Consider the following 18,168-nt stretch of genomic DNA (forward strand, 5'->3'; position numbering starts at 1 on the left):
ACGCCGCCCGCCAGCTTGGCGAGACGTTCCTGCAGCTTCTCCTTGTCGTAGTCCGAGGTGGTCTCCTCGATCTGCTGCTTGATCTGGGCGACGCGGCCCTGGATCTCGGCCTTCTTGCCGGCACCATCGACGATGGTGGTGTTCTCCTTGGAGATAGACACCTTCTTGGCGCGGCCGAGCATGTTGAGGCCAACATTCTCGAGCTTGATGCCGAGGTCTTCGGAAATGACCTGGCCACCGGTGAGGATGGCGATGTCTTCCAGCATGGCCTTGCGGCGATCACCGAAGCCCGGCGCCTTGACTGCGGCGATCTTCAGGCCGCCACGCAGCTTGTTGACGACCAGCGTGGCCAGGGCCTCGCCTTCGACGTCTTCCGAAATGATGACCAGCGGCTTCGAGGTCTGCACGACAGCCTCGAGGATCGGCAGCATGGCCTGCAGGTTGGAGAGCTTCTTCTCGTGGAGAAGGATGTAGGCGTCTTCCAGATCCGCAACCATCTTGTCGGCGTTGGTGACGAAGTAGGGCGAGAGATAGCCGCGGTCGAACTGCATGCCTTCGACGACTTCGAGTTCGGTCTCGGCGGTCTTGGCTTCCTCGACCGTGATGACGCCCTCATTGCCGACCTTCTGCATCGCTTCGGCGATCATCGAGCCGACCGAAGCATCGCCATTGCCGGCGATGGTGCCGACCTGGGCAACCTCTTCCGAGGTCTTGATCTTCTTGGCGTTCTTGATCAGCGTCGCGACGACGTCGCTAACCGCGAGGTCGATGCCGCGCTTCAGGTCCATCGGGTTCATGCCGGCGGCAACCGCCTTGTGGCCTTCCTGGACGATCGACTGCGCCAGAACGGTCGCGGTCGTGGTGCCGTCGCCGGCGATGTCGTTGGTCTTCGAAGCAACTTCGCGGACCATCTGCGCGCCCATGTTCTCGAACTTGTCTTCAAGCTCGATTTCCTTGGCGACGGTGACGCCGTCCTTGGTGATGCGCGGTGCGCCGAACGACTTGTCGATGACGACGTTGCGGCCCTTGGGGCCGAGCGTGACCTTCACTGCGTCGGCGAGGATGTTGACGCCGCGCAGCATGCGCTCACGGGCATCGCGAGAAAATTTTACGTCTTTGGCAGCCATTTTTAGCTCCTGGCAGGGGCTTGAATTGAGCCCTAGGATTTAAGTGATGGTGAGGCCGATATTCAGCCGATGATGCCCATGATGTCGGATTCCTTCATGATCAGAAGGTCTTCGCCATTGAGCTTGACTTCGGTGCCCGACCACTTGCCGAACAGGATGCGATCGCCGGCCTTGACGTCCAGCGGGACGAGCTTGCCGGCTTCGTCGCGGGCGCCGGAACCAACGGCGATGATCTCGCCTTCCTGCGGCTTTTCCTTCGCCGTGTCGGGGATGATGATCCCGCCGGCAGTCTTGGATTCGGATTCAACCCGGCGTACGACCACGCGGTCATGAAGCGGGCGGAACTTCGACTTTGCCATTTTTTATTCCTCGGTGAGAATGGTGAGAATAGTTCCTCCGTCCGGCGGCGCCGGACCTACGCTTAGCACTCACCAATGGCGAGTGCTAACGTGGCGGTGAGATAAGCCGGTGGCTGGCGAGAGTCAAGGCGCTGAGTGAGCTGATCGACAGCCGCAGCCTGCTTCGAACTGATACTTGACTAAGTCAACTAAGTGGTGATCTTGTGCTGGCAGGAGGATGCCATGACGATTCATCATCAACCCGGCAGGGAGCGGATCGATGCGGTGCGGGGCTTCAACCGCTTCTACACCCGCCAGATCGGGCTGCTCGATGAAGGGCTGCTGAAAAGCGCCTTCTCGCTGACCGAGGCTCGGGTGCTCTATGAACTGGCGCATCGCGATGGCCTGACCGCCACCGATCTTGCGCGCGATCTCGGGCTCGACCCCGGCTATCTCAGCCGGTTGCTGAAAAAATTCGAGGAGCGTGGTCTGGTCGAGCGCGTGGCGACGCAAGCCGATGCGCGGCGCTCGTCGATTGCGCTGACGCCGGCGGGAAGAGCGGCGTTCGCGCCGCTGAACCAGGGTTCGCACGATCAGGTCGCGGCCCTGCTCGAGCGGCTTTCCGCACCGGGACAGGACAGGCTGGTCAAGGCGATGCAGACGGTGCAGCGCCTACTGGGGGAGAGTGCAGAGCCCAAGGTCCTTTACATGCTGCGGTCCTTGCAGGTCGGCGACATCGGCTGGATCATCCATCGCCAGGGCCTGCTCTACGCGCAGGAATATGGCTGGGACGAAACTTATGAGGCGCTGGTCGCCGAAATCCTCGGCGCTTTCGCCAAATCCTACGATCCGAAATGGGAACGCAGCTGGATCGCCGAGCGGGAAGGGGAAGTCGTCGGCTCGGTCTTCGTCGTGCGCCAGTCGGACGCGGTGGCGAAGCTGCGCCTGCTCTACGTCGAACCCTCGGCGCGCGGTCTCGGCATCGGCAGGCGGCTGGTCGAGGAATGCATCGGCTTTGCCCGTGCCAAGGGCTACAAGACATTGACGCTGTGGACCAACGACGTGCTCACCTCAGCGCGCCGCATCTACGAGGCGGCCGGGTTCCAGCTGGCCAATCAGGAACGCCACCACGCCTTCGGCAAGGATCTGGTCGGCCAGAACTGGAACCTGGAGTTGTAGCGTCTTTCCCTACTCCCCTTGTGGGACAAGGGGAGTAGGCAAGATAAGGCGGAGCGCCTCGACACTAGTCTCCAATACAAGTTGAAAACTGGCCCTTCCTCACCCGACCGGTATCCAGACTTCCAGCCCGCCATTGCCGCTGCGCGGATCGAATTCGGGGCCGTAGCGCTCGAATTCGGGCGCGTCGGCAATCTTGTGCCCGGAGGCCGGCAGCCATTTGTTCCAGATCGTGTTGACCGTGCGGCGGATGGTCGAGATGTGGCCACGATGGGCGAACACGGCGTATTTCTGCATCGGCACGCGTACGCGCGAAAACTCCTTCGGCAGGTCCGAAAAATCGGACACCTCGACGCCGGCGATATAGTCGAAATTGCCTGCATCGTCGCCGTTGACGCAGACCCCATAGGCGACGTCGCCGACCTCGCCTGGAATGTTGCCGATATAGGGGCCGAACCGCTGCCACTGCATCGGGATGCCGGCGCTGGTTTCGCAGCTGTAGCGCTCGCCGAGACCGGCGATGAGGAACGGCCGGCTGGTTTCGAAACGCGGCGGCTCGAGATTGGTGAGGAAGGACTGGTCCATCAGGATCGGCTCCACGAGATCGAGGTTTTTGAGCGAGCCTTGCGCGCGCACCAGTTCCGGCGTGGTGCCGAACTGGTCGCGGAAGGCACGGGTGAAAGCCTCATGCGAGGCATAGCCGGCGTCGAGCGCGACCGAGAGGATGTCCGGTGCGCCGGCGGCGAGCCTGCGCGCCGCCTCGGTCAGCCGGCGAGAACGCAGGTAGCCCATCACCGAACGGCCGGTCGCCGCAGCGAAAGCCCGCGTCACGTGAAAGCGCGACACGCCGCTGCTGTTGGCGACATCGTCGAGCGAGATGGCCTCCGGCAGATGGCTTTCGACGAACCACAGCGCTTTCTCGGTCGGGTTCATATGGCTCCTTGCTGTGGGACTGCGCATTGGCCAAGTCATGGTATCGCTTACTGGTGGAGGCAGTTTGATCGAAATTGCGCACCGCGCAATGCGACGGTGATCGGCAAGCCGAAAGCGTTGGGCGAAGGGCTTGACAGGCGCAGGCGTTGTCTTTTAACTGGTAACGTTATTACATTACGAGATTCGGTATGCTCGTTCTGACAAGACCATTGCTCGCGGGGCACTCCGGAACCCGGAAATTTATTGCGCTGGGATTGGCGGAAAACTAGGGTGGCTGACTGATGGTCCCCAAGCCGAAAGGCGAGGGGTGAAAAGGGAACACGGTGAGATCTTCGGATCGAGGCCGTGGCTGCCCCCGCAACTGTAAGCGGCGAGCAAAATCCGAAATGCCACTGGCCAAGGCTGGGAAGGCAGGATGGCGCAAGGACCCGCGAGCCAGGAGACCTGCCATCGCACGAGTTGACCGGACGGGGTGTGCCGGGAGGAGACGTGGAATCGGTCTTGTCGGCCGGTCCAGCTTCCTTCCGTCGCCATTTGAGAAAGTGACGGTAAGTTGGACGCCTGCCAGCCTCTTCTTGAAGCGCGTGAACTGAGCGCCACGGCGAATGGCCAGCGCCTGGTCAGTGCGGTCAGCCTTTCGGTCGCGGCGGGAGACCGCCTCGCCATCATCGGCCCCAACGGCGCCGGCAAGACGACGCTGCTGCGCATGCTATGCGGCACGCTGCGTCCGAGCGCGGGAGATGTGAGATTTTCCGGACGCCGGCTGGAGACGTTTCCGGCCGCCGAGCGGGCGCTGCACATGGCGGTCGTCGGCCAGACCGATCAGCCCGATCCGCGGCTTGCCGTGATCGACTACGTCGGACTTGGGCGGGTCCCGCATGCCGGCTGGCGACGAAGGAGCGAGCAACGCGACGTCGTCGTCGAAGCGCTTCGCAGAACCGGCCTGCTGCCGCTGCTCGGCCGCACGATCGGCTCGCTGTCGGGTGGTGAGCGGCAACGCGCCCAGCTGGCGCGCGCGCCCAGGAGCCGAAAATCCTGTTCCTCGATGAACCGACCAATCATCTCGATCCGCGCGCCCGCAGCGAACTCCTCGAACTTGTATCGCAGCTTGGCATGACCGTCGTGGCGGTGCTGCATGATCTGTCGCTGGTCACGCCATTTGCCACAAGGGTCGCGGTGATGAACGCGGCCCGCCTGCAGGCACTCGCCGGTCCGCGCGAGGCGCTGACCAAGCAGTTGATCCGCGAGATTTTCGGCGTCGAGGTGCTTCGGCTGCGCCATCCGACCGAAGACCGCGAACTCACGGTGTTCGAAGTCCCGAACCGTGCCTCTTCTGATCTAACCAAGGAGCAACATCCGTGAAACGCCTCGCACTGTCTTTTGCCTCCCTGCTGCTTGCCCAGACCGCCTTCGCTTTCCCGGTAACAGTCGACAGCTGCGGCACACCGCTGACGTTCGACGCCGCACCGAAGCGCGCCGTCATCCAGGATATGAACATGGCCGAGATGGCCTTCGCGCTGGGGCTGCAACCGTCGATCGTCGGTCTGACCGGCATCACCGGATGGTACAAGGTCGGTCCGGAATTCAAGGCCGGGCAGGGAGCGATCCCGGAACTCGCGCCGAAATACCCGACGCTCGAAAACCTGGTCGCGGTCGAGCCTGATTTCTTCTTCGCCGGCTGGTATTACGGCATGAAGCCGGGCGGCGAGGTAACGCCAGATACGCTGGCGCCGCACGGCATCAAGACGCTGGTGCTGACGGAAAGCTGCGTCCATCTCGACAACAACCGCCCCGCCGCCTCGATGGACCTGCTCTACGGCGACATCGAAAAGCTGGGCAGGATTTTCGGCAAGCAAGCCAGGGCTGAAAAACTTGTTTCAGGCTGGAAAGCGCAACTCGCCGCTATCACGGCAAAGGTCGGCGACCGCGCGAGGACTCGGGTGTTTCTCTACGACTCCGGCGAAGACAAACCCTTCACATCAGGCAAGTTCGCGATCCCCAGCGCCATGATCGCCGCTGCCGGCGGCGACAACATCATGGCCGACATGCAGACGAGCTGGGGCAATACGGATTGGGAAACGGTCGCTTCCCGCAATCCGCAGTTCCTGATCCTGCTCGACTACCAGGACGGCGGCGGTTACAGGAAACTGCTCGACTTCCTCAAAGTCCATCCGGCAATGAAGGAGACCGATGCGGTCAGGAATGAGCGCTTCGTCGCGCTGCGCTATGCCGAGCTGACGCCCGGACCGGCTAACATCGAGGCGATCGGCAAGATCGCCAGTGCGATGCACCCGGAAGCCTTCTGAGCTTGCGCCACAGGGCATTCGAATTGGCCATGGCAGCAGGAGCGGCAGCAATCGCCGCGCTTGCTCTGCTGTCGATCGCCTATGGATCGACGGTCATAGCGTTGAGCGACGTGATTGCTGCGCTCGGACATGCGGCCGGGCTGGACGGAGACCTCGTGCCCGGCTCGGTCGCCAATATCCCGGTCGGCAATATCCCGGTTGCAAAGATTGTCGTCGATCTCAGGCTGCCGCGTACGATCATGGCGATCTGTGTCGGCGCCGGGCTGGGCGTCATCGGCGCGCTGCTGCAGACGGTAACCCGAAACGATCTCGCCGATCCGTTCCTGTTCGGGCTGTCCTCCGGTGCCGCGGCCGGCGCTGTTTCCGTCATCACCATTTTTGGCGACCGTTTCGGCATCTGGACGTTGCCGGTTGCCGCCTTCACCGGCGGCATTTTGGCAGCCGGCATCGTGCTTTTGCTGGTTTCGCGGGTGAGGGGGCAAGGCCCCGAACGGCTGATACTGGCCGGGCTTGCCGTCTCGTTCATGTTCATTGCCTTGACCAACTATCTCGTCTTCGCCGGAGACCAGCGCGCCGCTCACTCGGTATTGTTCTGGACGATGGGCGGGCTCGGCCTGGCGCGATGGGACAATGTCGGGCTGGCTGCTCTTGGCGCGGGCACCATTCTTGCCTATGACCTATGGAACCATCGCAAGCTCGACGCCTTCCTGGCCGGCGAGAATGCTGCCGAAAGCCTCGGCGTGCCGGTTGTGCGGATGCGCAGGACGGCGTTTCTCGTCGCTGCCTTCTCGACGGCGATCCTGGTCTCGGTCGCAGGTGTCATCGGTTTCGTCGGGCTGATGATCCCGCATCTGTCCCGGCCCCTGGCCGGCCCGTTGCATCTGCGCCTGATTGCAAGCTGCGCCCTGTTCGGAGCGGTGCTGCTGCTGGCAAGCGACCTTCTGGCGCGCACGCTGCTGCCGCCGCAGGAACTGCCGATCGGCATCATCACCAGTTCGGTCGGCGCTTTCTTCGTGGTCACCATGCTCATTCGCAACCGTTCATGATGGGCTGCCATGCACACTTGCCGGCCTCTGGCACAATGCCGCGTCTTTGGACTGACCTCTGGGACCGGCGCAGCGGGCCGAACCGCCTGTCGAGATTTTCACCGGCAGGATCGGCGATCTTCTGCGATGCGCCTGCACGAGATTGGCTCCACCTTCTCCCCTTGTGGGAGAAGGTGGCCGCGAAGCGGCCGGATGAGGGGTGCTCCAGCTTGGAACCGACAGCANGCTGCAAACTCTGGTCGACAACGTTCAAGAGAATTATCGAACTGTCTCAGGCGGCGGAGCGCCGTCCGGGTAGCGGCGTCCCTGGCGTCTGATGGCCGATCGGCGTCACCAGCGTCAGGTCGGGATAGCCGCTCTCGATCAGCTCGACCGCGGCCTGCGCCACATCGTCGTTCGGCTCCAGCAGCGACAGGAAGACTTCTGTGCCCTCGCCGACAAGGCGGCTGATGCCTTGCGCGTCGGTGGGTCCGCATTCGACCACGACCAGATCGTAGGCGGTGGTCAGCGACTGCATGATGATCGGCAGCCGATCGGCGGCGCGCATGGCGCGAACCGGATCGGCGTTGCCGACGGGAATGACGTGGCAGTCCGAATAGAGATCGGCATGGATCACGTCGCTGAACTGCGCTTCGGAGGCGAGCAGATCGGTGATGCCCGGGAAAAGCCTGCTGTCCAGCGTCGGTCGCGAGGCGGCGCCCGAAGCGGTGAGATCGAGCAGGAGCACGCGCAGGCCGGTGTCGGAAACCTCACGCGCCACCAGCACCGCCGAGGCGGCCGCCTCGTCGCCTTCCGGCGAAACGAATATGGCGCGTGCCGCACCGCTTGTGATCAGTTTCTCCACCGCCTTGTCGATTTCGACCTCGCCAAGGCTGCGGCGCGCCGGCCCGACGTCCTCACCAGTTGCCGGGCCAGTTGCTGGCGCCGCGGCAGCCGCTTGCGGCTCTGCCTGGACTTCCGCCGTCCGATCCCCAAGGTCTTCGATATCGGCCGGTTCCTGATTGGGTAGCTCGTGATCGGGCGGTTCGTGATCGGATGGTTCGTGATTGGGCGGTTCGTGGGCAACCGGCATCGCGACCTGTTCGATCCGCTCGAAGCGGGCGCCGGCGGCCGGCCGCATGGCGCGACCCGAAAACAGCTCTTGCAGAAGCGTCACGATCGCCATGAGCAGCAGCGAGCCGACGAAGGCCGCACCGATGATCGGCAGGATTTTTGGGAAATAGGGTTGGGACGGCGCCACCGCGCGGGAAAAGACACGGGCGTCGACCGGCGGATAGTTGCTGTCCTTGCGCGAGGACGCCTCACGATAACGGGTCAGGTAGGATTCGAGCAGCTGGCGCTGGGCGGTCGCTTCGCGCTGCAGCGCGTCCAGTTCGACCTGCTGGTCGCCGGCGCGCGCCGATGCGGCCTTCAGCGTGTTGACGTCGGCGACAAGCTGGTTTTCGCGGGCCTGGGCGGTCTGCGCCTGCGTCATCAGCCCTGTCATGATCTTTTCCGCCTCGTTGCGGATTTGGCGGTCGAGATCGGCAAGCTGCGACCTCAGCGCCCGGATGCGCGGATGATTGTCGAGCAAGGAGGTGGAAAGGTCGGCGATGTTGGTCTTGAGCTCGACCTGCCGCTCGCGCAGCCGCTGGATCAGTCCGGACGACAGCACCTCCGGTACCGCATCAAGCGAGCCGCCATTCTGCAGCGCCCTGCGCACGCTGTCGGCAGTCGCTGCCGCCGAGGCGCGATTGGCCCGCACCCGCGACAATTCGCTGGACAGTTCGGAAAGCTGTTGCGTGGCGAGCACCGAATTGTTGCCGCCCATCAAAAGGTCGGACTGGGCGCGGTAGCTTGCCACCTTGGCCTCGGCGTCCTTCACCCGCTTCGACAGGTCGGCGATCTCCGGCGCCAGCCAGTCGGTTGCGGCGGAGTTCGATTCGATGTTGGCATTGCCCTGGACGGAGATGTAGGCGTCGGCGATGGCGTTCGGGATTGCGGCGGCGAGCCGGGGATCTTCAGAGGAGAATTCGATGACGATAACGCGAGATTTTTCAACGCGATAAACGTTGAGCTTCTCACGCATCTTCGTCAGCACGCGTTCTTCCGGCGGAATCTCGTTGGGGTCGCTCTTCAGGCCGGCGACGACAAGCAGACGGCTCAACGCCGGCATATCCGCCGTCTCGTCGAACTCGGGCAGCCGCGACAAATCAAGCTTCTGCGCCACCTGCTTGAGGATGTCGGTCGAGGAAATGACCTCGACCTGGCTGGTCACGCCTTCCTCGTCGAGTATAGGCTTGTCGTTGTCATTGGTGCCGTCGGGGCGCGTGTAGACCGATTCGCGCGTTTCGATCAAAAGCCGGGTTTCGGCCCGGTAATGCGGCGTGGCGAGCCAGGTGAGCGCGAACGCCAGGCCGGTTACAACCAGCACGACGACAAGAATGCGCAGCCAATTCCTCGCAAGGCTGGCAAAGAGCTGCCTGAGATCGACGTCGACATCTGCGGCCGCGGATTGAACGGACATGCATCCTGCTCCGGTATTTTAGTCAGTATACACCGTAAACAAATATGGTAACTCAGCCGTTAATATTACGGTAAGCACCTCTCAGGTTTTACGCGCAAGCGGCAGCTAAAAGCACCGGAACCGGCCGTCTGTTGTCGGTTGCCATCGCTTGGGCCGCCCGCCTTTACCGGCCATTAACCCTAACCGGATGATAACGGGCCTCGATCTCCAGCGTTTGCCGCGGTGTAGCGGCGGCCAGTCGAAGGTACATGTCCGGTCATGAAAAGCACTGCTCCCCTGTTCCGTGCGCTGCTCGCCGTGTCATTGCTTGCCGGTTGCTCCAGCTACCGGCCGGCGCCGGCGGCCTTTCATAAAATGCTCGATCAGCCCTATCGCCTCGGCGCCGGCGACCGGGTCCGCGTCACCGTATTCGAGCAGGAAGGATTGACCAACGTCTACAGTGTCGACCAATCCGGCTATCTGTCCATCCCGCTCGTCGGCGCCGTGCCGGCGCGCGGCCACACCGCACAGCAACTCGAAGGCGAGATCGCCGACAAACTACGCCAGGGTTATCTCCGTGATCCGGACGTTTCGGTCGAGATAGACCGCTACCGGCCGATCTTCATCATGGGCGAAGTCGGTGCTGCGGGCCAGTACTCCTATGTTCCCGGCCTGACCGTGCAAAAGGCGATTGCCATCGCCGGCGGTTTCAGCCCGCGCGCCAACCAGGGAAGCGTCGACATCACCCGCGACATCAACGGCAAGGTCATGACCGGTCGCGTTGCCACCTCCGACCCGATTCTGCCCGGCGACACGGTCTATGTTCGCGAACGCCTGTTCTAGACCACGTGGCGGACACACTCAGGATCGTCCACTGCTTTCGCTCACCTGTCGGAGGGATTTTTCGTCACGTGCGCGACCTGACCGAGGCGCAGGTCGCCGCCGGGCATGCCGTCGGCATCGTCTGCGATTCGACGACGGGCGGCGACTTCGAGGAACATCTGTTCGAACAGATGAAGGGAATAATGGCGCTCGGCATCCATCGCACGCCGATGCAGCGGCATGTCGGACCGGGCGACCTCGCCTCGGCCTGGCGCACATTTGAGATCATCAAGGAATTGCGGCCGGACGTGCTCCACGGGCACGGCGCCAAGGGTGGCGCTTATGCCCGCCTGTTCGGCTCATTGTTGCGGGCATCAAGGTCTCGCGTAGCCCGCCTTTATTCGCCGCACGGCGGCTCTCTTCACTATGACGAGACCACCGCCACGGGGAAGCTGTTCTTCGCGCTCGAGCGGTTCATGGCGCGCTTCACCGACCATCTTCTGTTTGTCTCCGACTATGAAAGGCGGACCTATCGCAGGAAGGTCGGCGAACCGCCCATCCCGAACAACCTTGTCTACAACGGACTGAGCGCCGCCGAGTTCGAGCCGGTGCGAGCCGAGCCGAACGCGGCCGATGCCCTCTATATCGGCATGATGCGCGACCTCAAGGGACCGGACATCTTCATCGATGCGCTGGTTCTTGCCGGAGCGCGGCTCGGCCGCCCGGTGAAAGCGGTGATGGTCGGCGACGGCGACGACCTGCCGCGCTACCATGCGCAAGTGAAGCGGCTCGGGCTCGAAGGCCATATGCGCTTCCTGCCGCCGATGCCGGCGCGCAAGGCCTTCGCGCTGGCCGAACTAGTCGTCGTGCCCTCGCGCGCGGAAGCCATGCCCTACATCGTGCTGGAGACGCTCGCCGCCGGCAAATCGATGATCGCCACCGGCGTCGGCGGCATCCCGGAAATTTTTGGCGCCGGCTCCCCTGCCCTGATCCGGCCCGATCCGCGCGAGCTTGCCGACAAGATGAGCGCGGCGCTGGCCGACCCCGATGCCTATGGCAGGCTGATGCCCGATACCGCCGACCTCAAGGCGCGATTCGGCGCCGACGTGATGGCCGCCGCGATCGAGACGGCCTATTTCGCGGCGCTCAAGCGCTAACCCGAAATGGGCGCTAACCCCAAAACGGCGCTGACTTCAAAGCTTCTCCAAAACCTATTTGTTGTTTCAAGGGTTTCTTAGCTCTATTTCGCTATTCACTTGCGTGAAGCTTTGCGGATGCATCATGAGCGACTTCGATCCCAAACGCCGCTTTTCGAAAGACGCGGTGCGCAATTTCAACGGCCCGGCCGGCGACGATAGCCCCGGCGGCATGAACGACGTCGCCCGTCAGGTGGCGTCGCAATACCGGCGCGACACCATGTCGCCGATCATGGTCAGCGGCGTCTTGCGGATGGTCGAATTCGCACTGCTGTTCCTGTCGGGCCTGTGCATCTATTTTTACTATGTCGGCTTCTTCAACCATCTCGCCTGGCAATATCCGCTGGCGATCGCCGCCGCTTCGTCGCTCGCCGTGGTGCTGCTCGATGTCACCGACTGCTACCAGATCGTCTCGTTTATGCGGCCGCTCGCCAATTTCGGCCGTCTGCTGATGGTCTGGGCCGGCACCTTCGCCCTGATGGCGCTGACGGCATTCGCCGTGAAGATGTCGCAAGATTATTCGCGCCTGGTTTTCGGCACCTGGTTCGTCGTCGGCTTCATGCTGATCTTCGGCCTAAGGCTGCTGATGTCGAAGCTGATCCGGCGCTGGGCGCGCGACGGGCGCATGGAGCGCCGCGCCGTCATCGTCGGCGGCGGCACGACGGCGGAAGTCCTGATCCGCTCCGTCGAAAAGCAGCCCTACAACGACATCCGCATCTGCGGCATCTTCGACGACCGCGGCGACAAGCGCTCGCCACCCCTCGTCGCCGGCTATCCAAAGCTCGGCACCGTTTCCGAGCTCATCGAGTTCGCCCGCATCGCCCGTATCGACATGCTGATCGTATCGCTGCCGCTGACCGCCGAAACGCGCGTCCTGCAGCTTTTGAAGAAGCTGTGGGTACTGCCTGTCGACATCCGGCTCTCGGCGCATTCGAACGCGCTGCAATTCCGGCCGCGCGCCTATTCCTACATCGGCTCGGTGCCGATGCTCGACATCTTCGACAGGCCGATCAACGACTGGGATTCGGTCGCCAAGCGCGCCTTCGACATCGTCTTCTCGATCATCGGTATCATCGTGTTCTCGCCGGTCATGCTGGCGACCGCGATCGCCATCAAGCTCGACAGCAAGGGACCGGTGCTGTTCCACCAGAAGCGGCATGGCTTCAACAACGAGATCATCGAGGTCTACAAGTTCCGTTCGATGTACACCGACAAGGCCGACCCGACGGCCAAGCAGACGGTGACCAGGAACGACCCGCGCGTCACCCGCGTCGGCCGCTTCATCCGCAAGACCTCGATCGACGAGTTGCCGCAGTTCTTCAATTCGCTTTTCGGTTCGCTGTCGCTGGTCGGCCCGCGCCCGCACGCCATTGCCGCCCAGTCGCACAACCTTCTCTACAACGAGGTGGTCGACGGCTATTTCGCACGCCACAAGGTCAAGCCCGGCGTCACCGGCTGGGCGCAGATCAATGGCTGGCGCGGCGAGATGGATACCAACGAGAAGATCCGCATGCGGACGGAGTACGACCTCTATTATATCGAGAACTGGTCGCTGCTGTTCGATCTGAGGATCCTGTTCCTGACACCGATCCGGCTGCTCAATACGGAAAATGCCTATTGAGCGCAGTCGCGCATGAACTGTCGCCGGCCGCGGTCAACGCCAAGCTGATCGCGCTGATTGCGTCGGGCGCGGTTTTCCTCGGCGTCTTCCTGTCCGGCTTCGTCATCGCCGAGCCGGCGCCATACGACCTCTACATGGTCGCGCTGATGGCGGTGTGGGCCCTGTTCGGCCTGCGCATATCGCGCGCGGCGGCGCCGCTGCTGGTGCTGCTGGTGGTCATGAACATCGGCGGCATGATCGCGATGACCCAGATGTCGGATATTGCCGGCACCCCGCTCTATCTCGCCGTGTCGCTGTTCCTGGCGTTTACCGCGGTGTTCTTCGCCTCGGTGACATCGGTCCAGCCAAATCTCTACCGGGTGATCTTCCGGGCCTATGTGATGTCGGCGGTGCTGACCTCGCTGCTCGGGATCGCCGGCTATTTCCATGCGTTCCCGGGGGCGGAGATCTTCACCAGATACGACCGCGCCACCGGCGCCTTCCAGGATCCGAACGTGTTCGGGCCGTTCCTGGTGCTGCCCGGCATCTACCTGCTCCATCTCCTGCTGACCGGCCCCGTCTCCCGCATGCCGTTGCTGGCGATGCCGCTGCTGATCATCACCGCCGGGATTTTCTTCTCGTTTTCGCGCGGCGCCTGGGGCATGTTCGGCGTTTCGGCGATCCTGCTCACCGGCGCCCTGTTCCTGCAGAGCGCCAGCGGAAAATTCCGGCTGCGTGTCGTCGTCATGACCATCGCCGCCATTTCGCTGCTGGTCATCGCGACGCTCGTCATCCTGCAGCTGCCGGGCGTCTCGGAAATGTTCTCCAGCCGCGCCCAGCTGGAACAGAGCTACGATACCGCCCGCCTCGGCCGTTTCGCCCGCTATATCTTCGGTTTCCAGATGGCGCTGGAGCATCCGCTCGGCATCGGCCCGCTCGTCTTCGGCACGATTTTCGGCGAGGACACGCACAACATCTGGCTGAAAATGCTGCTGGACTATGGCTGGCTCGGCTTCGTCTCGTTCCTGACGCTGACCTGCTGGACCATAGCGGCCGGATTCCGCATTCTCCTGCGCGACAGGCCGTGGCAGCCCTACCTTCTGTGCGCCTATGTCGCCTTCATCGGCAATATCGCGCTGGGCACCTTCATCGACATCGATCACTGGCGCCACGTCTATCTGCTGCTCGGGCTGATCTGGGGCGCCATCGCGCTCGAGTACCGCCATCAGCGGCAATTTCGGCCGGCGGCGCTGCCGTCGCCGGCGGCTAAGGCATGATGAATTTCTGGGGCAAGTCTAAGTCTTGAAAATGGTCGGAGTCCAGCACGTGGGCGTAGCGAGTGGTGGTCTTAGCCATTGCCGTCGAATATGGCGGGAACTCGCTGCAGGGCTGGTGATGGGCATAGGCATAGCCGTTGGCATGGCGCTGGCCGGATGAACTTAGGCGAGCGTTGCGCAATCTAACGTATAGGCGGCAACGCCATCACTACGACCGCGGCAACGGCCGTATCCGGGGGCGAAACGTTGATCGTCATCTAAGCACCCCACCAAACGATGGCTGCACACAGCAAAAACACGAGCATGGCACACGCGATGAACATACCTCTTCGCGTTCGCCACCTTGGCGGCTCAGCCGGCACAAGCCTGAACCGCTGGGCATGCTCCGTTGCGATTTTCAGTAGGGCTGCAGCCGTTTCGCGCGGCGTCCACCCCTTCGCTTCCGAGGCAGTCACCAAGGCTGTAAATGCGGCTTCCAAGGCGACTTCACAGTTGACGTCCCGATCTGGGCTACCCTTTGGCAATATGGGTGGTTGCACGGCTTGGGACATGCACACAAAGCGGCTCGCGGATGAAAGGTTCCCGCGTTTCGACCCTTCACTTTCGAAGGTCGGCTTCCAGGTGCGGTTCCGCTCCCGCTGCTGGCCTTTGTCGTCGGGAATGAACGTGAAGAACACCGGGCGGCAGTCGCGGCCTTCGGCCTTGCATTTTGAGCAGCCAAACAGCCCGACCAGATCCTGATGCATCGATCCGTGATCTGATCCGTGCCTGTCGATCAGCGCTTGGCCGCCGATCGTCAGCCCGTTCACGGCGCGATTCGGGCGGCATGGCCCCAGACTGGCACGGCCCAAAAAAGGAAAGGGGCCCAATTTCTCGTTTTCGCGGCTCAGCTAGTTTCCCCGGATTTCAAATAAGCCTTAGGGTTCTAAGGGCTTATTTGGTCGGAGTGGCCGGATTCGAACCGACGACCCCTTGACCCCCAGTCAAGTGCGCTACCGGGCTGCGCTACACTCCGGACCGGTCGCGATGTATCGTGATAACCCGGTTCGGGTCAACCGAATTCGGCGGCCGTCGTGCCGATGCCCGGCATGGTGGATTTGAAGTTCCTGCCCTGTTGGACGTCGTCAGCATTCAGGAACTTCAAATCCAGTACACAGCTCGCTTGTCTGGCTTGATCCTCTGGCGTCGCTGCTATGAGACGGGTCTTGGATTTTCCACGGATTGTGCCAGCGCGGCCGTATCGATCAGCGCGCTTTCCGGAAGCCGGAGCGCAGAGGCTATTCGCCTGAGCTTCGACACATCGGCATTCCTGCCGTTCTCGATGTCCGCGATCTCATCGACCGACAGTCCGCAGGTCAGAGACAGCTCTTCCATGCTGTATCCCCTGGTTTCTCGGATGGCCTTGAGGGCGCTGTGGTCGGGCGCAGCTTCGGTCGCCGACAGTTCGGAAAAAGCTTCGCTTGTTGCTATTTGGGGCATTTGGCAACTCCGTGGATTTAAAGAGTTTGATCAAATCAAGAAGTTGCCTGAGACGGCGCAGAGAATGCCCTCTCGATGGTGATTTGCCAAGCGCCAAAAATGCCGTCACGGCATCGTGATTCCGATCGGCGCAGCCCGGCACAGGCCTCGGCGGCACCGGCACGGGACCTTCACCCCGATCGGGGTCTTTGACTGGCCGATCGCCGAATTGTTCGACGGTTCTGAGCCGCTCCCTTGTCAAGCGGCTGTCGCTGGCCCGTCAGCCGTTTTGAGCGGATCGAATCTCAGCAGCGGGAGCCGGAGCACGCAGAACGCGTCAGGGGCTGCGAATTTTCTTGAACCGACGCGTGAACCTTTTCTCTCCGGGCCGCACCAACACGGCATGGACGCCACAAAGGCGGTCCCAACCGGAAGGACGCCCTGACGGCGATCCTCGATCAAGAGAAGGAAATGCTCAAATGACCAACATCTCGAACTTCAAGCTCCTGTCGCTCGCCGCTGCCATCGTCGTCTCGGCCTTCGGTTCGATTTCACTGCCGGGCTCAGCCTTCGCCAACGGCACGCATCCGAGCGGCGGCGGCGCGGTTTGCAAGGGCGCGGGTCACTGCCTGGTGCTGCAGCTCGACTGCAAGGGCACTTATACGGACGCCACCGACTCCAACGGCACCGTCTACGGCAAATGCAGCCAGACCGCGCAGGTCAGCCCGAAGAACAAGCTCAAGCTCGCCCGCTGATCGACCTTTTGGTCAACGAAGATGGCGGCCGTCCGCGCCGCCATTTTCTTGGCTCAACGTGCCGATCTCGATCTCGTCCGCGACGTTTTCTGCTGGCGGCTGAGGAACAGGCTGGCGACGAGCCCGACCACAACCAGACCGACTGCGGCGGCTGTCGCGGGATGATCGCGGGCTGTCTTCTCTATCACCCTGCCATGCCTCCTGATCGCAGGCAGAGCGTCACTGAAACGCTCGGCGAGGTCCGAGTAATAGTCCGACGCGGTGTCACGCCCGTCTTCGTAATAGGCGCTGCCGCGCCTGGAAACGGCTTTCCTCAACGCCGCCAGTTCCCTGGAGAGAGCCGCGACCTGTTTTTCAAGATCGATGTCGGAGAGGGTCGAAAATGATACCATGACAGGCTTCCTTCTTTTGCGAAGGAACGCACGATCGCAAAACCGGTTCCGGTTTTTGCCGCGACCGATCGGGGCCCAGAGCGCGTCGCGTCAGAAGCGATTCATGCGACCCGCGTGACGTTCTATGCAGTCGCTATCCCGGGGCCATGCGCTAGCGCACCTGATCGAGCAGGCGCTTGCATTCCAGAAGATCGAACAGCGCCTCCTGCAGCAAAGCGCGATTGTCGCGCGAGAGTTTCGACGTGCCCGGCTGCACCGGGCCTTCTTCCTCGGTCTTGCCCAGGCCGAAAAAGCGCCGGCTGGGTTTCACCTTGGGCTCGCCGACCAGCATCTCGTCATCGGCGCCGCGCGGCTGGGCCGCCGGCGTCAACGGCACCGCATCGGCCTGCCGGCGCTGCGAGATCGCCTCGACGGCCGCCATGTCGCCATTGCCGATGGCGACCAGGAAATGATTGCCGTTCTCGCGCAACAGCTTCTGCACACCCTTGATCGTGTATCCCTGATCGTAGAGCATGTGGCGGATGCCCTTGATCAGTTCGACATCCTGCGGCCGGTAGTAGCGGCGGCCACCGCCGCGCTTCATCGGCTTGATCTGGTTGAAACGCGTTTCCCAAAAACGCAGCACATGCTGCGGCAGGTCGAGATCTTCTGCGACCTCACTGATGGTGCGGAAAGCGTCGGGGCTCTTGTCCATGGGCGAAATCCTCACGCTGGAGCATGGTCCCGAAAAGTGGGAAAACGGTTTTCGTCCAGGATCATGCTCAACAAAGAGTCATTCCGATCCGGCTTGTTGTGCCGAATCGAGCCTTATTTCAGCGGTTTATGAAACAATATTCAAGCCCGGCGTCAAAGCAGGCGACCGTTTTCAACCGGGCTTTGAAGCGCAGGCGCTATTTGCTGCCCTTGGCCTTGCTGATCTGGTGCGCGCGCAGGATGCGGTTTTTCAGCACATTCGACGATTTGAAGGTCATCACGCGGCGCGGCAGGATCGGCACTTCCTCGCCGGTTTTGGGGTTGCGCCCGATGCGCTCGTTCTTGGAGCGGACATGGAAGGTTGCGAACGACGACAATTTCACCGTCTCGCCGCGAACGATCGCCTCGCAGATCTCGTCCAGAACCGCTTCGACGAGCTCGGCCGATTCAGTACGCGACAGGCCAACCTTGCGATAAACGGCTTCAGCAAGATCGGCTCGCGTAAGTGTCTTTCCCCCCATGCGAACCGTCCCCATCAGCTCAAAAAAACATAACTCTATATAA

The 18,168-nt window shown here is 62.4% G+C and carries 19 protein-coding genes, 1 tRNA gene and 1 riboswitch; of the genes, 10 read left to right on the forward strand and 10 right to left on the reverse strand.

Annotated features, from left to right (window positions below; genetic code table 11):
* Both groL and groES read right to left on the reverse strand, forming a co-directional pair.
* On the reverse strand, window positions 1-1,127 hold a 1,127-nt coding region (gene groL, locus M727_RS0122895), incomplete at its 3' end, for a chaperonin GroEL (protein ID WP_027154611.1).
* Window positions 1,128-1,189: 62 nt separating this feature from the next.
* On the reverse strand, window positions 1,190-1,486 hold the full coding sequence (gene groES / locus M727_RS0122900; RefSeq protein WP_006203049.1) for a co-chaperone GroES: 297 nt from the start codon (window positions 1,484-1,486) through the stop codon (window positions 1,190-1,192).
* Between the two features lie 222 nt (window positions 1,487-1,708).
* On the opposite strand from groES, the gene M727_RS0122905 reads away from it, so the two are divergent.
* Window positions 1,709-2,644 carry a helix-turn-helix domain-containing GNAT family N-acetyltransferase gene (locus M727_RS0122905; protein ID WP_027154612.1) on the forward strand — a complete coding sequence of 312 codons (936 nt, stop codon included), beginning with the start codon at window positions 1,709-1,711 and terminating at the stop codon, window positions 2,642-2,644.
* A 99-nt stretch (window positions 2,645-2,743) separates the two neighbouring features.
* Here the strand turns inward: M727_RS0122905 and M727_RS0122910 are convergent, their stop codons facing one another.
* Window positions 2,744-3,574: an AraC family transcriptional regulator gene (locus M727_RS0122910; protein WP_027154613.1), complete on the reverse strand. Its 831-nt coding sequence runs from the start codon at window positions 3,572-3,574 to the stop codon at window positions 2,744-2,746.
* 265 nt (window positions 3,575-3,839) lie between these two features.
* Window positions 3,840-4,041: riboswitch (cobalamin riboswitch) on the forward strand.
* Between the two features lie 86 nt (window positions 4,042-4,127).
* Between M727_RS0122910 and M727_RS37105 the strand changes: the two genes are divergently transcribed.
* The 4 genes from M727_RS37105 to M727_RS0122925 are packed head-to-tail and all read left to right on the forward strand — an operon-like array spanning window position 4,128 to window position 6,926.
* Window positions 4,128-4,691, forward strand: a complete 564-nt coding sequence (locus M727_RS37105; RefSeq protein ID WP_245268864.1) for an ABC transporter ATP-binding protein — start codon at window positions 4,128-4,130, stop codon at window positions 4,689-4,691.
* The gene (locus tag M727_RS43170; protein ID WP_245268866.1) at window positions 4,688-4,936 is read left to right on the forward strand and encodes a hypothetical protein; all 249 of its coding nucleotides are present in this window, start codon (window positions 4,688-4,690) and stop codon (window positions 4,934-4,936) included. The genes M727_RS37105 and M727_RS43170 overlap by 4 nt, the downstream gene beginning before the upstream one ends.
* Window positions 4,933-5,880, forward strand: a complete 948-nt coding sequence (locus M727_RS0122920; RefSeq protein ID WP_027154614.1) for an ABC transporter substrate-binding protein — start codon at window positions 4,933-4,935, stop codon at window positions 5,878-5,880. Before M727_RS43170 ends, M727_RS0122920 begins: the two co-directional genes overlap by 4 nt.
* A 29-nt stretch (window positions 5,881-5,909) precedes the next feature.
* A complete protein-coding gene (locus tag M727_RS0122925) occupies window positions 5,910-6,926 on the forward strand; it encodes an iron ABC transporter permease (protein WP_084646850.1) in 1,017 nt (338 codons plus the stop codon).
* A gap of 271 nt (window positions 6,927-7,197) precedes the next feature.
* On the opposite strand, the gene M727_RS0122930 is transcribed toward M727_RS0122925, so the two are convergent.
* Window positions 7,198-9,432 carry an exopolysaccharide transport family protein gene (locus tag M727_RS0122930; RefSeq protein WP_027154616.1) on the reverse strand — a complete coding sequence of 745 codons (2,235 nt, stop codon included), beginning with the start codon at window positions 9,430-9,432 and terminating at the stop codon, window positions 7,198-7,200.
* 258 nt (window positions 9,433-9,690) lie between these two features.
* Here M727_RS0122930 and M727_RS0122935 point away from each other — a divergent pair, with 258 nt between their 5' ends.
* The 4 genes from M727_RS0122935 to M727_RS0122950 all read left to right on the forward strand — a co-directional run bounded on the left by M727_RS0122935 (window position 9,691) and on the right by M727_RS0122950 (window position 14,306).
* Window positions 9,691-10,254 carry a polysaccharide biosynthesis/export family protein gene (locus M727_RS0122935; protein ID WP_027154617.1) on the forward strand — a complete coding sequence of 188 codons (564 nt, stop codon included), beginning with the start codon at window positions 9,691-9,693 and terminating at the stop codon, window positions 10,252-10,254.
* Window positions 10,255-10,259: 5 nt separating this feature from the next.
* Window positions 10,260-11,390: a glycosyltransferase family 4 protein gene (locus M727_RS0122940; protein WP_027154618.1), complete on the forward strand. Its 1,131-nt coding sequence runs from the start codon at window positions 10,260-10,262 to the stop codon at window positions 11,388-11,390.
* A gap of 124 nt (window positions 11,391-11,514) precedes the next feature.
* The gene (locus M727_RS0122945; RefSeq protein WP_027154619.1) at window positions 11,515-13,050 is read left to right on the forward strand and encodes an undecaprenyl-phosphate glucose phosphotransferase; all 1,536 of its coding nucleotides are present in this window, start codon (window positions 11,515-11,517) and stop codon (window positions 13,048-13,050) included.
* Window positions 13,047-14,306: an O-antigen ligase family protein gene (locus M727_RS0122950; RefSeq protein ID WP_027154620.1), complete on the forward strand. Its 1,260-nt coding sequence runs from the start codon at window positions 13,047-13,049 to the stop codon at window positions 14,304-14,306. Before M727_RS0122945 ends, M727_RS0122950 begins: the two co-directional genes overlap by 4 nt.
* A gap of 257 nt (window positions 14,307-14,563) precedes the next feature.
* Here M727_RS0122950 and M727_RS37110 read toward each other — a convergent pair whose 3' ends face one another.
* The 3 genes from M727_RS37110 to M727_RS0122975 form a co-directional block, all read right to left on the reverse strand.
* A complete protein-coding gene (locus M727_RS37110) occupies window positions 14,564-15,115 on the reverse strand; it encodes a hypothetical protein (RefSeq protein WP_036263094.1) in 552 nt (183 codons plus the stop codon).
* Between the two features lie 129 nt (window positions 15,116-15,244).
* Window positions 15,245-15,321, reverse strand: a tRNA-Pro gene (locus tag M727_RS0122965).
* Window positions 15,322-15,497: 176 nt separating this feature from the next.
* Window positions 15,498-15,785 carry a helix-turn-helix transcriptional regulator gene (locus M727_RS0122975; protein ID WP_027154621.1) on the reverse strand — a complete coding sequence of 96 codons (288 nt, stop codon included), beginning with the start codon at window positions 15,783-15,785 and terminating at the stop codon, window positions 15,498-15,500.
* A gap of 458 nt (window positions 15,786-16,243) precedes the next feature.
* Between M727_RS0122975 and M727_RS0122980 the strand changes: the two genes are divergently transcribed.
* Window positions 16,244-16,519: a hypothetical protein gene (locus M727_RS0122980; RefSeq protein WP_027154622.1), complete on the forward strand. Its 276-nt coding sequence runs from the start codon at window positions 16,244-16,246 to the stop codon at window positions 16,517-16,519.
* A 53-nt stretch (window positions 16,520-16,572) separates the two neighbouring features.
* Here M727_RS0122980 and M727_RS37115 read toward each other — a convergent pair whose 3' ends face one another.
* The 3 genes from M727_RS37115 to M727_RS0122995 all read right to left on the reverse strand — a co-directional run bounded on the left by M727_RS37115 (window position 16,573) and on the right by M727_RS0122995 (window position 18,125).
* The gene (locus tag M727_RS37115) at window positions 16,573-16,911 is read right to left on the reverse strand and encodes a hypothetical protein (protein ID WP_023798385.1); all 339 of its coding nucleotides are present in this window, start codon (window positions 16,909-16,911) and stop codon (window positions 16,573-16,575) included.
* A gap of 151 nt (window positions 16,912-17,062) precedes the next feature.
* On the reverse strand, window positions 17,063-17,605 hold the full coding sequence (locus M727_RS0122990) for a MerR family transcriptional regulator (RefSeq protein ID WP_023798386.1): 543 nt from the start codon (window positions 17,603-17,605) through the stop codon (window positions 17,063-17,065).
* Window positions 17,606-17,801: 196 nt separating this feature from the next.
* Entirely contained in the window at window positions 17,802-18,125 is a 324-nt protein-coding gene (locus M727_RS0122995) for an integration host factor subunit alpha (protein WP_023798387.1), read from the reverse strand.
* Window positions 18,126-18,168: the final 43 nt, after the last annotated feature.

Origin of the sequence: Mesorhizobium sp. WSM2561 (genome assembly GCF_000513915.1) — a bacterium.
GTDB classification, from domain to species: Bacteria; Pseudomonadota; Alphaproteobacteria; order Rhizobiales; family Rhizobiaceae; genus Mesorhizobium; species Mesorhizobium muleiense.

What these genes read in the sequence shown, in the direction of transcription:
- groES (WP_006203049.1), bottom strand. Translation starts at nt 1,486, where the DNA reads ATGGCAAAGTCGAAGTTCCGCCCGCTTCATGACCGCGTGGTCGTACGC.
- M727_RS0122905 (WP_027154612.1), top strand. Translation starts at nt 1,709, where the DNA reads ATGACGATTCATCATCAACCCGGCAGGGAGCGGATCGATGCGGTGCGG.
- M727_RS0122910 (WP_027154613.1), bottom strand. Translation starts at nt 3,574, where the DNA reads ATGAACCCGACCGAGAAAGCGCTGTGGTTCGTCGAAAGCCATCTGCCG.
- M727_RS43170 (WP_245268866.1), top strand. Translation starts at nt 4,688, where the DNA reads ATGACCGTCGTGGCGGTGCTGCATGATCTGTCGCTGGTCACGCCATTT.
- M727_RS0122925 (WP_084646850.1), top strand. Translation starts at nt 5,910, where the DNA reads ATGGCAGCAGGAGCGGCAGCAATCGCCGCGCTTGCTCTGCTGTCGATC.
- M727_RS0122930 (WP_027154616.1), bottom strand. Translation starts at nt 9,432, where the DNA reads ATGTCCGTTCAATCCGCGGCCGCAGATGTCGACGTCGATCTCAGGCAG.
- M727_RS0122935 (WP_027154617.1), top strand. Translation starts at nt 9,691, where the DNA reads ATGAAAAGCACTGCTCCCCTGTTCCGTGCGCTGCTCGCCGTGTCATTG.
- M727_RS0122945 (WP_027154619.1), top strand. Translation starts at nt 11,515, where the DNA reads ATGAGCGACTTCGATCCCAAACGCCGCTTTTCGAAAGACGCGGTGCGC.
- M727_RS0122975 (WP_027154621.1), bottom strand. Translation starts at nt 15,785, where the DNA reads ATGCCCCAAATAGCAACAAGCGAAGCTTTTTCCGAACTGTCGGCGACC.
- M727_RS0122980 (WP_027154622.1), top strand. Translation starts at nt 16,244, where the DNA reads ATGACCAACATCTCGAACTTCAAGCTCCTGTCGCTCGCCGCTGCCATC.
- M727_RS37115 (WP_023798385.1), bottom strand. Translation starts at nt 16,911, where the DNA reads ATGGTATCATTTTCGACCCTCTCCGACATCGATCTTGAAAAACAGGTC.
- M727_RS0122990 (WP_023798386.1), bottom strand. Translation starts at nt 17,605, where the DNA reads ATGGACAAGAGCCCCGACGCTTTCCGCACCATCAGTGAGGTCGCAGAA.
- M727_RS0122995 (WP_023798387.1), bottom strand. Translation starts at nt 18,125, where the DNA reads ATGGGGGGAAAGACACTTACGCGAGCCGATCTTGCTGAAGCCGTTTAT.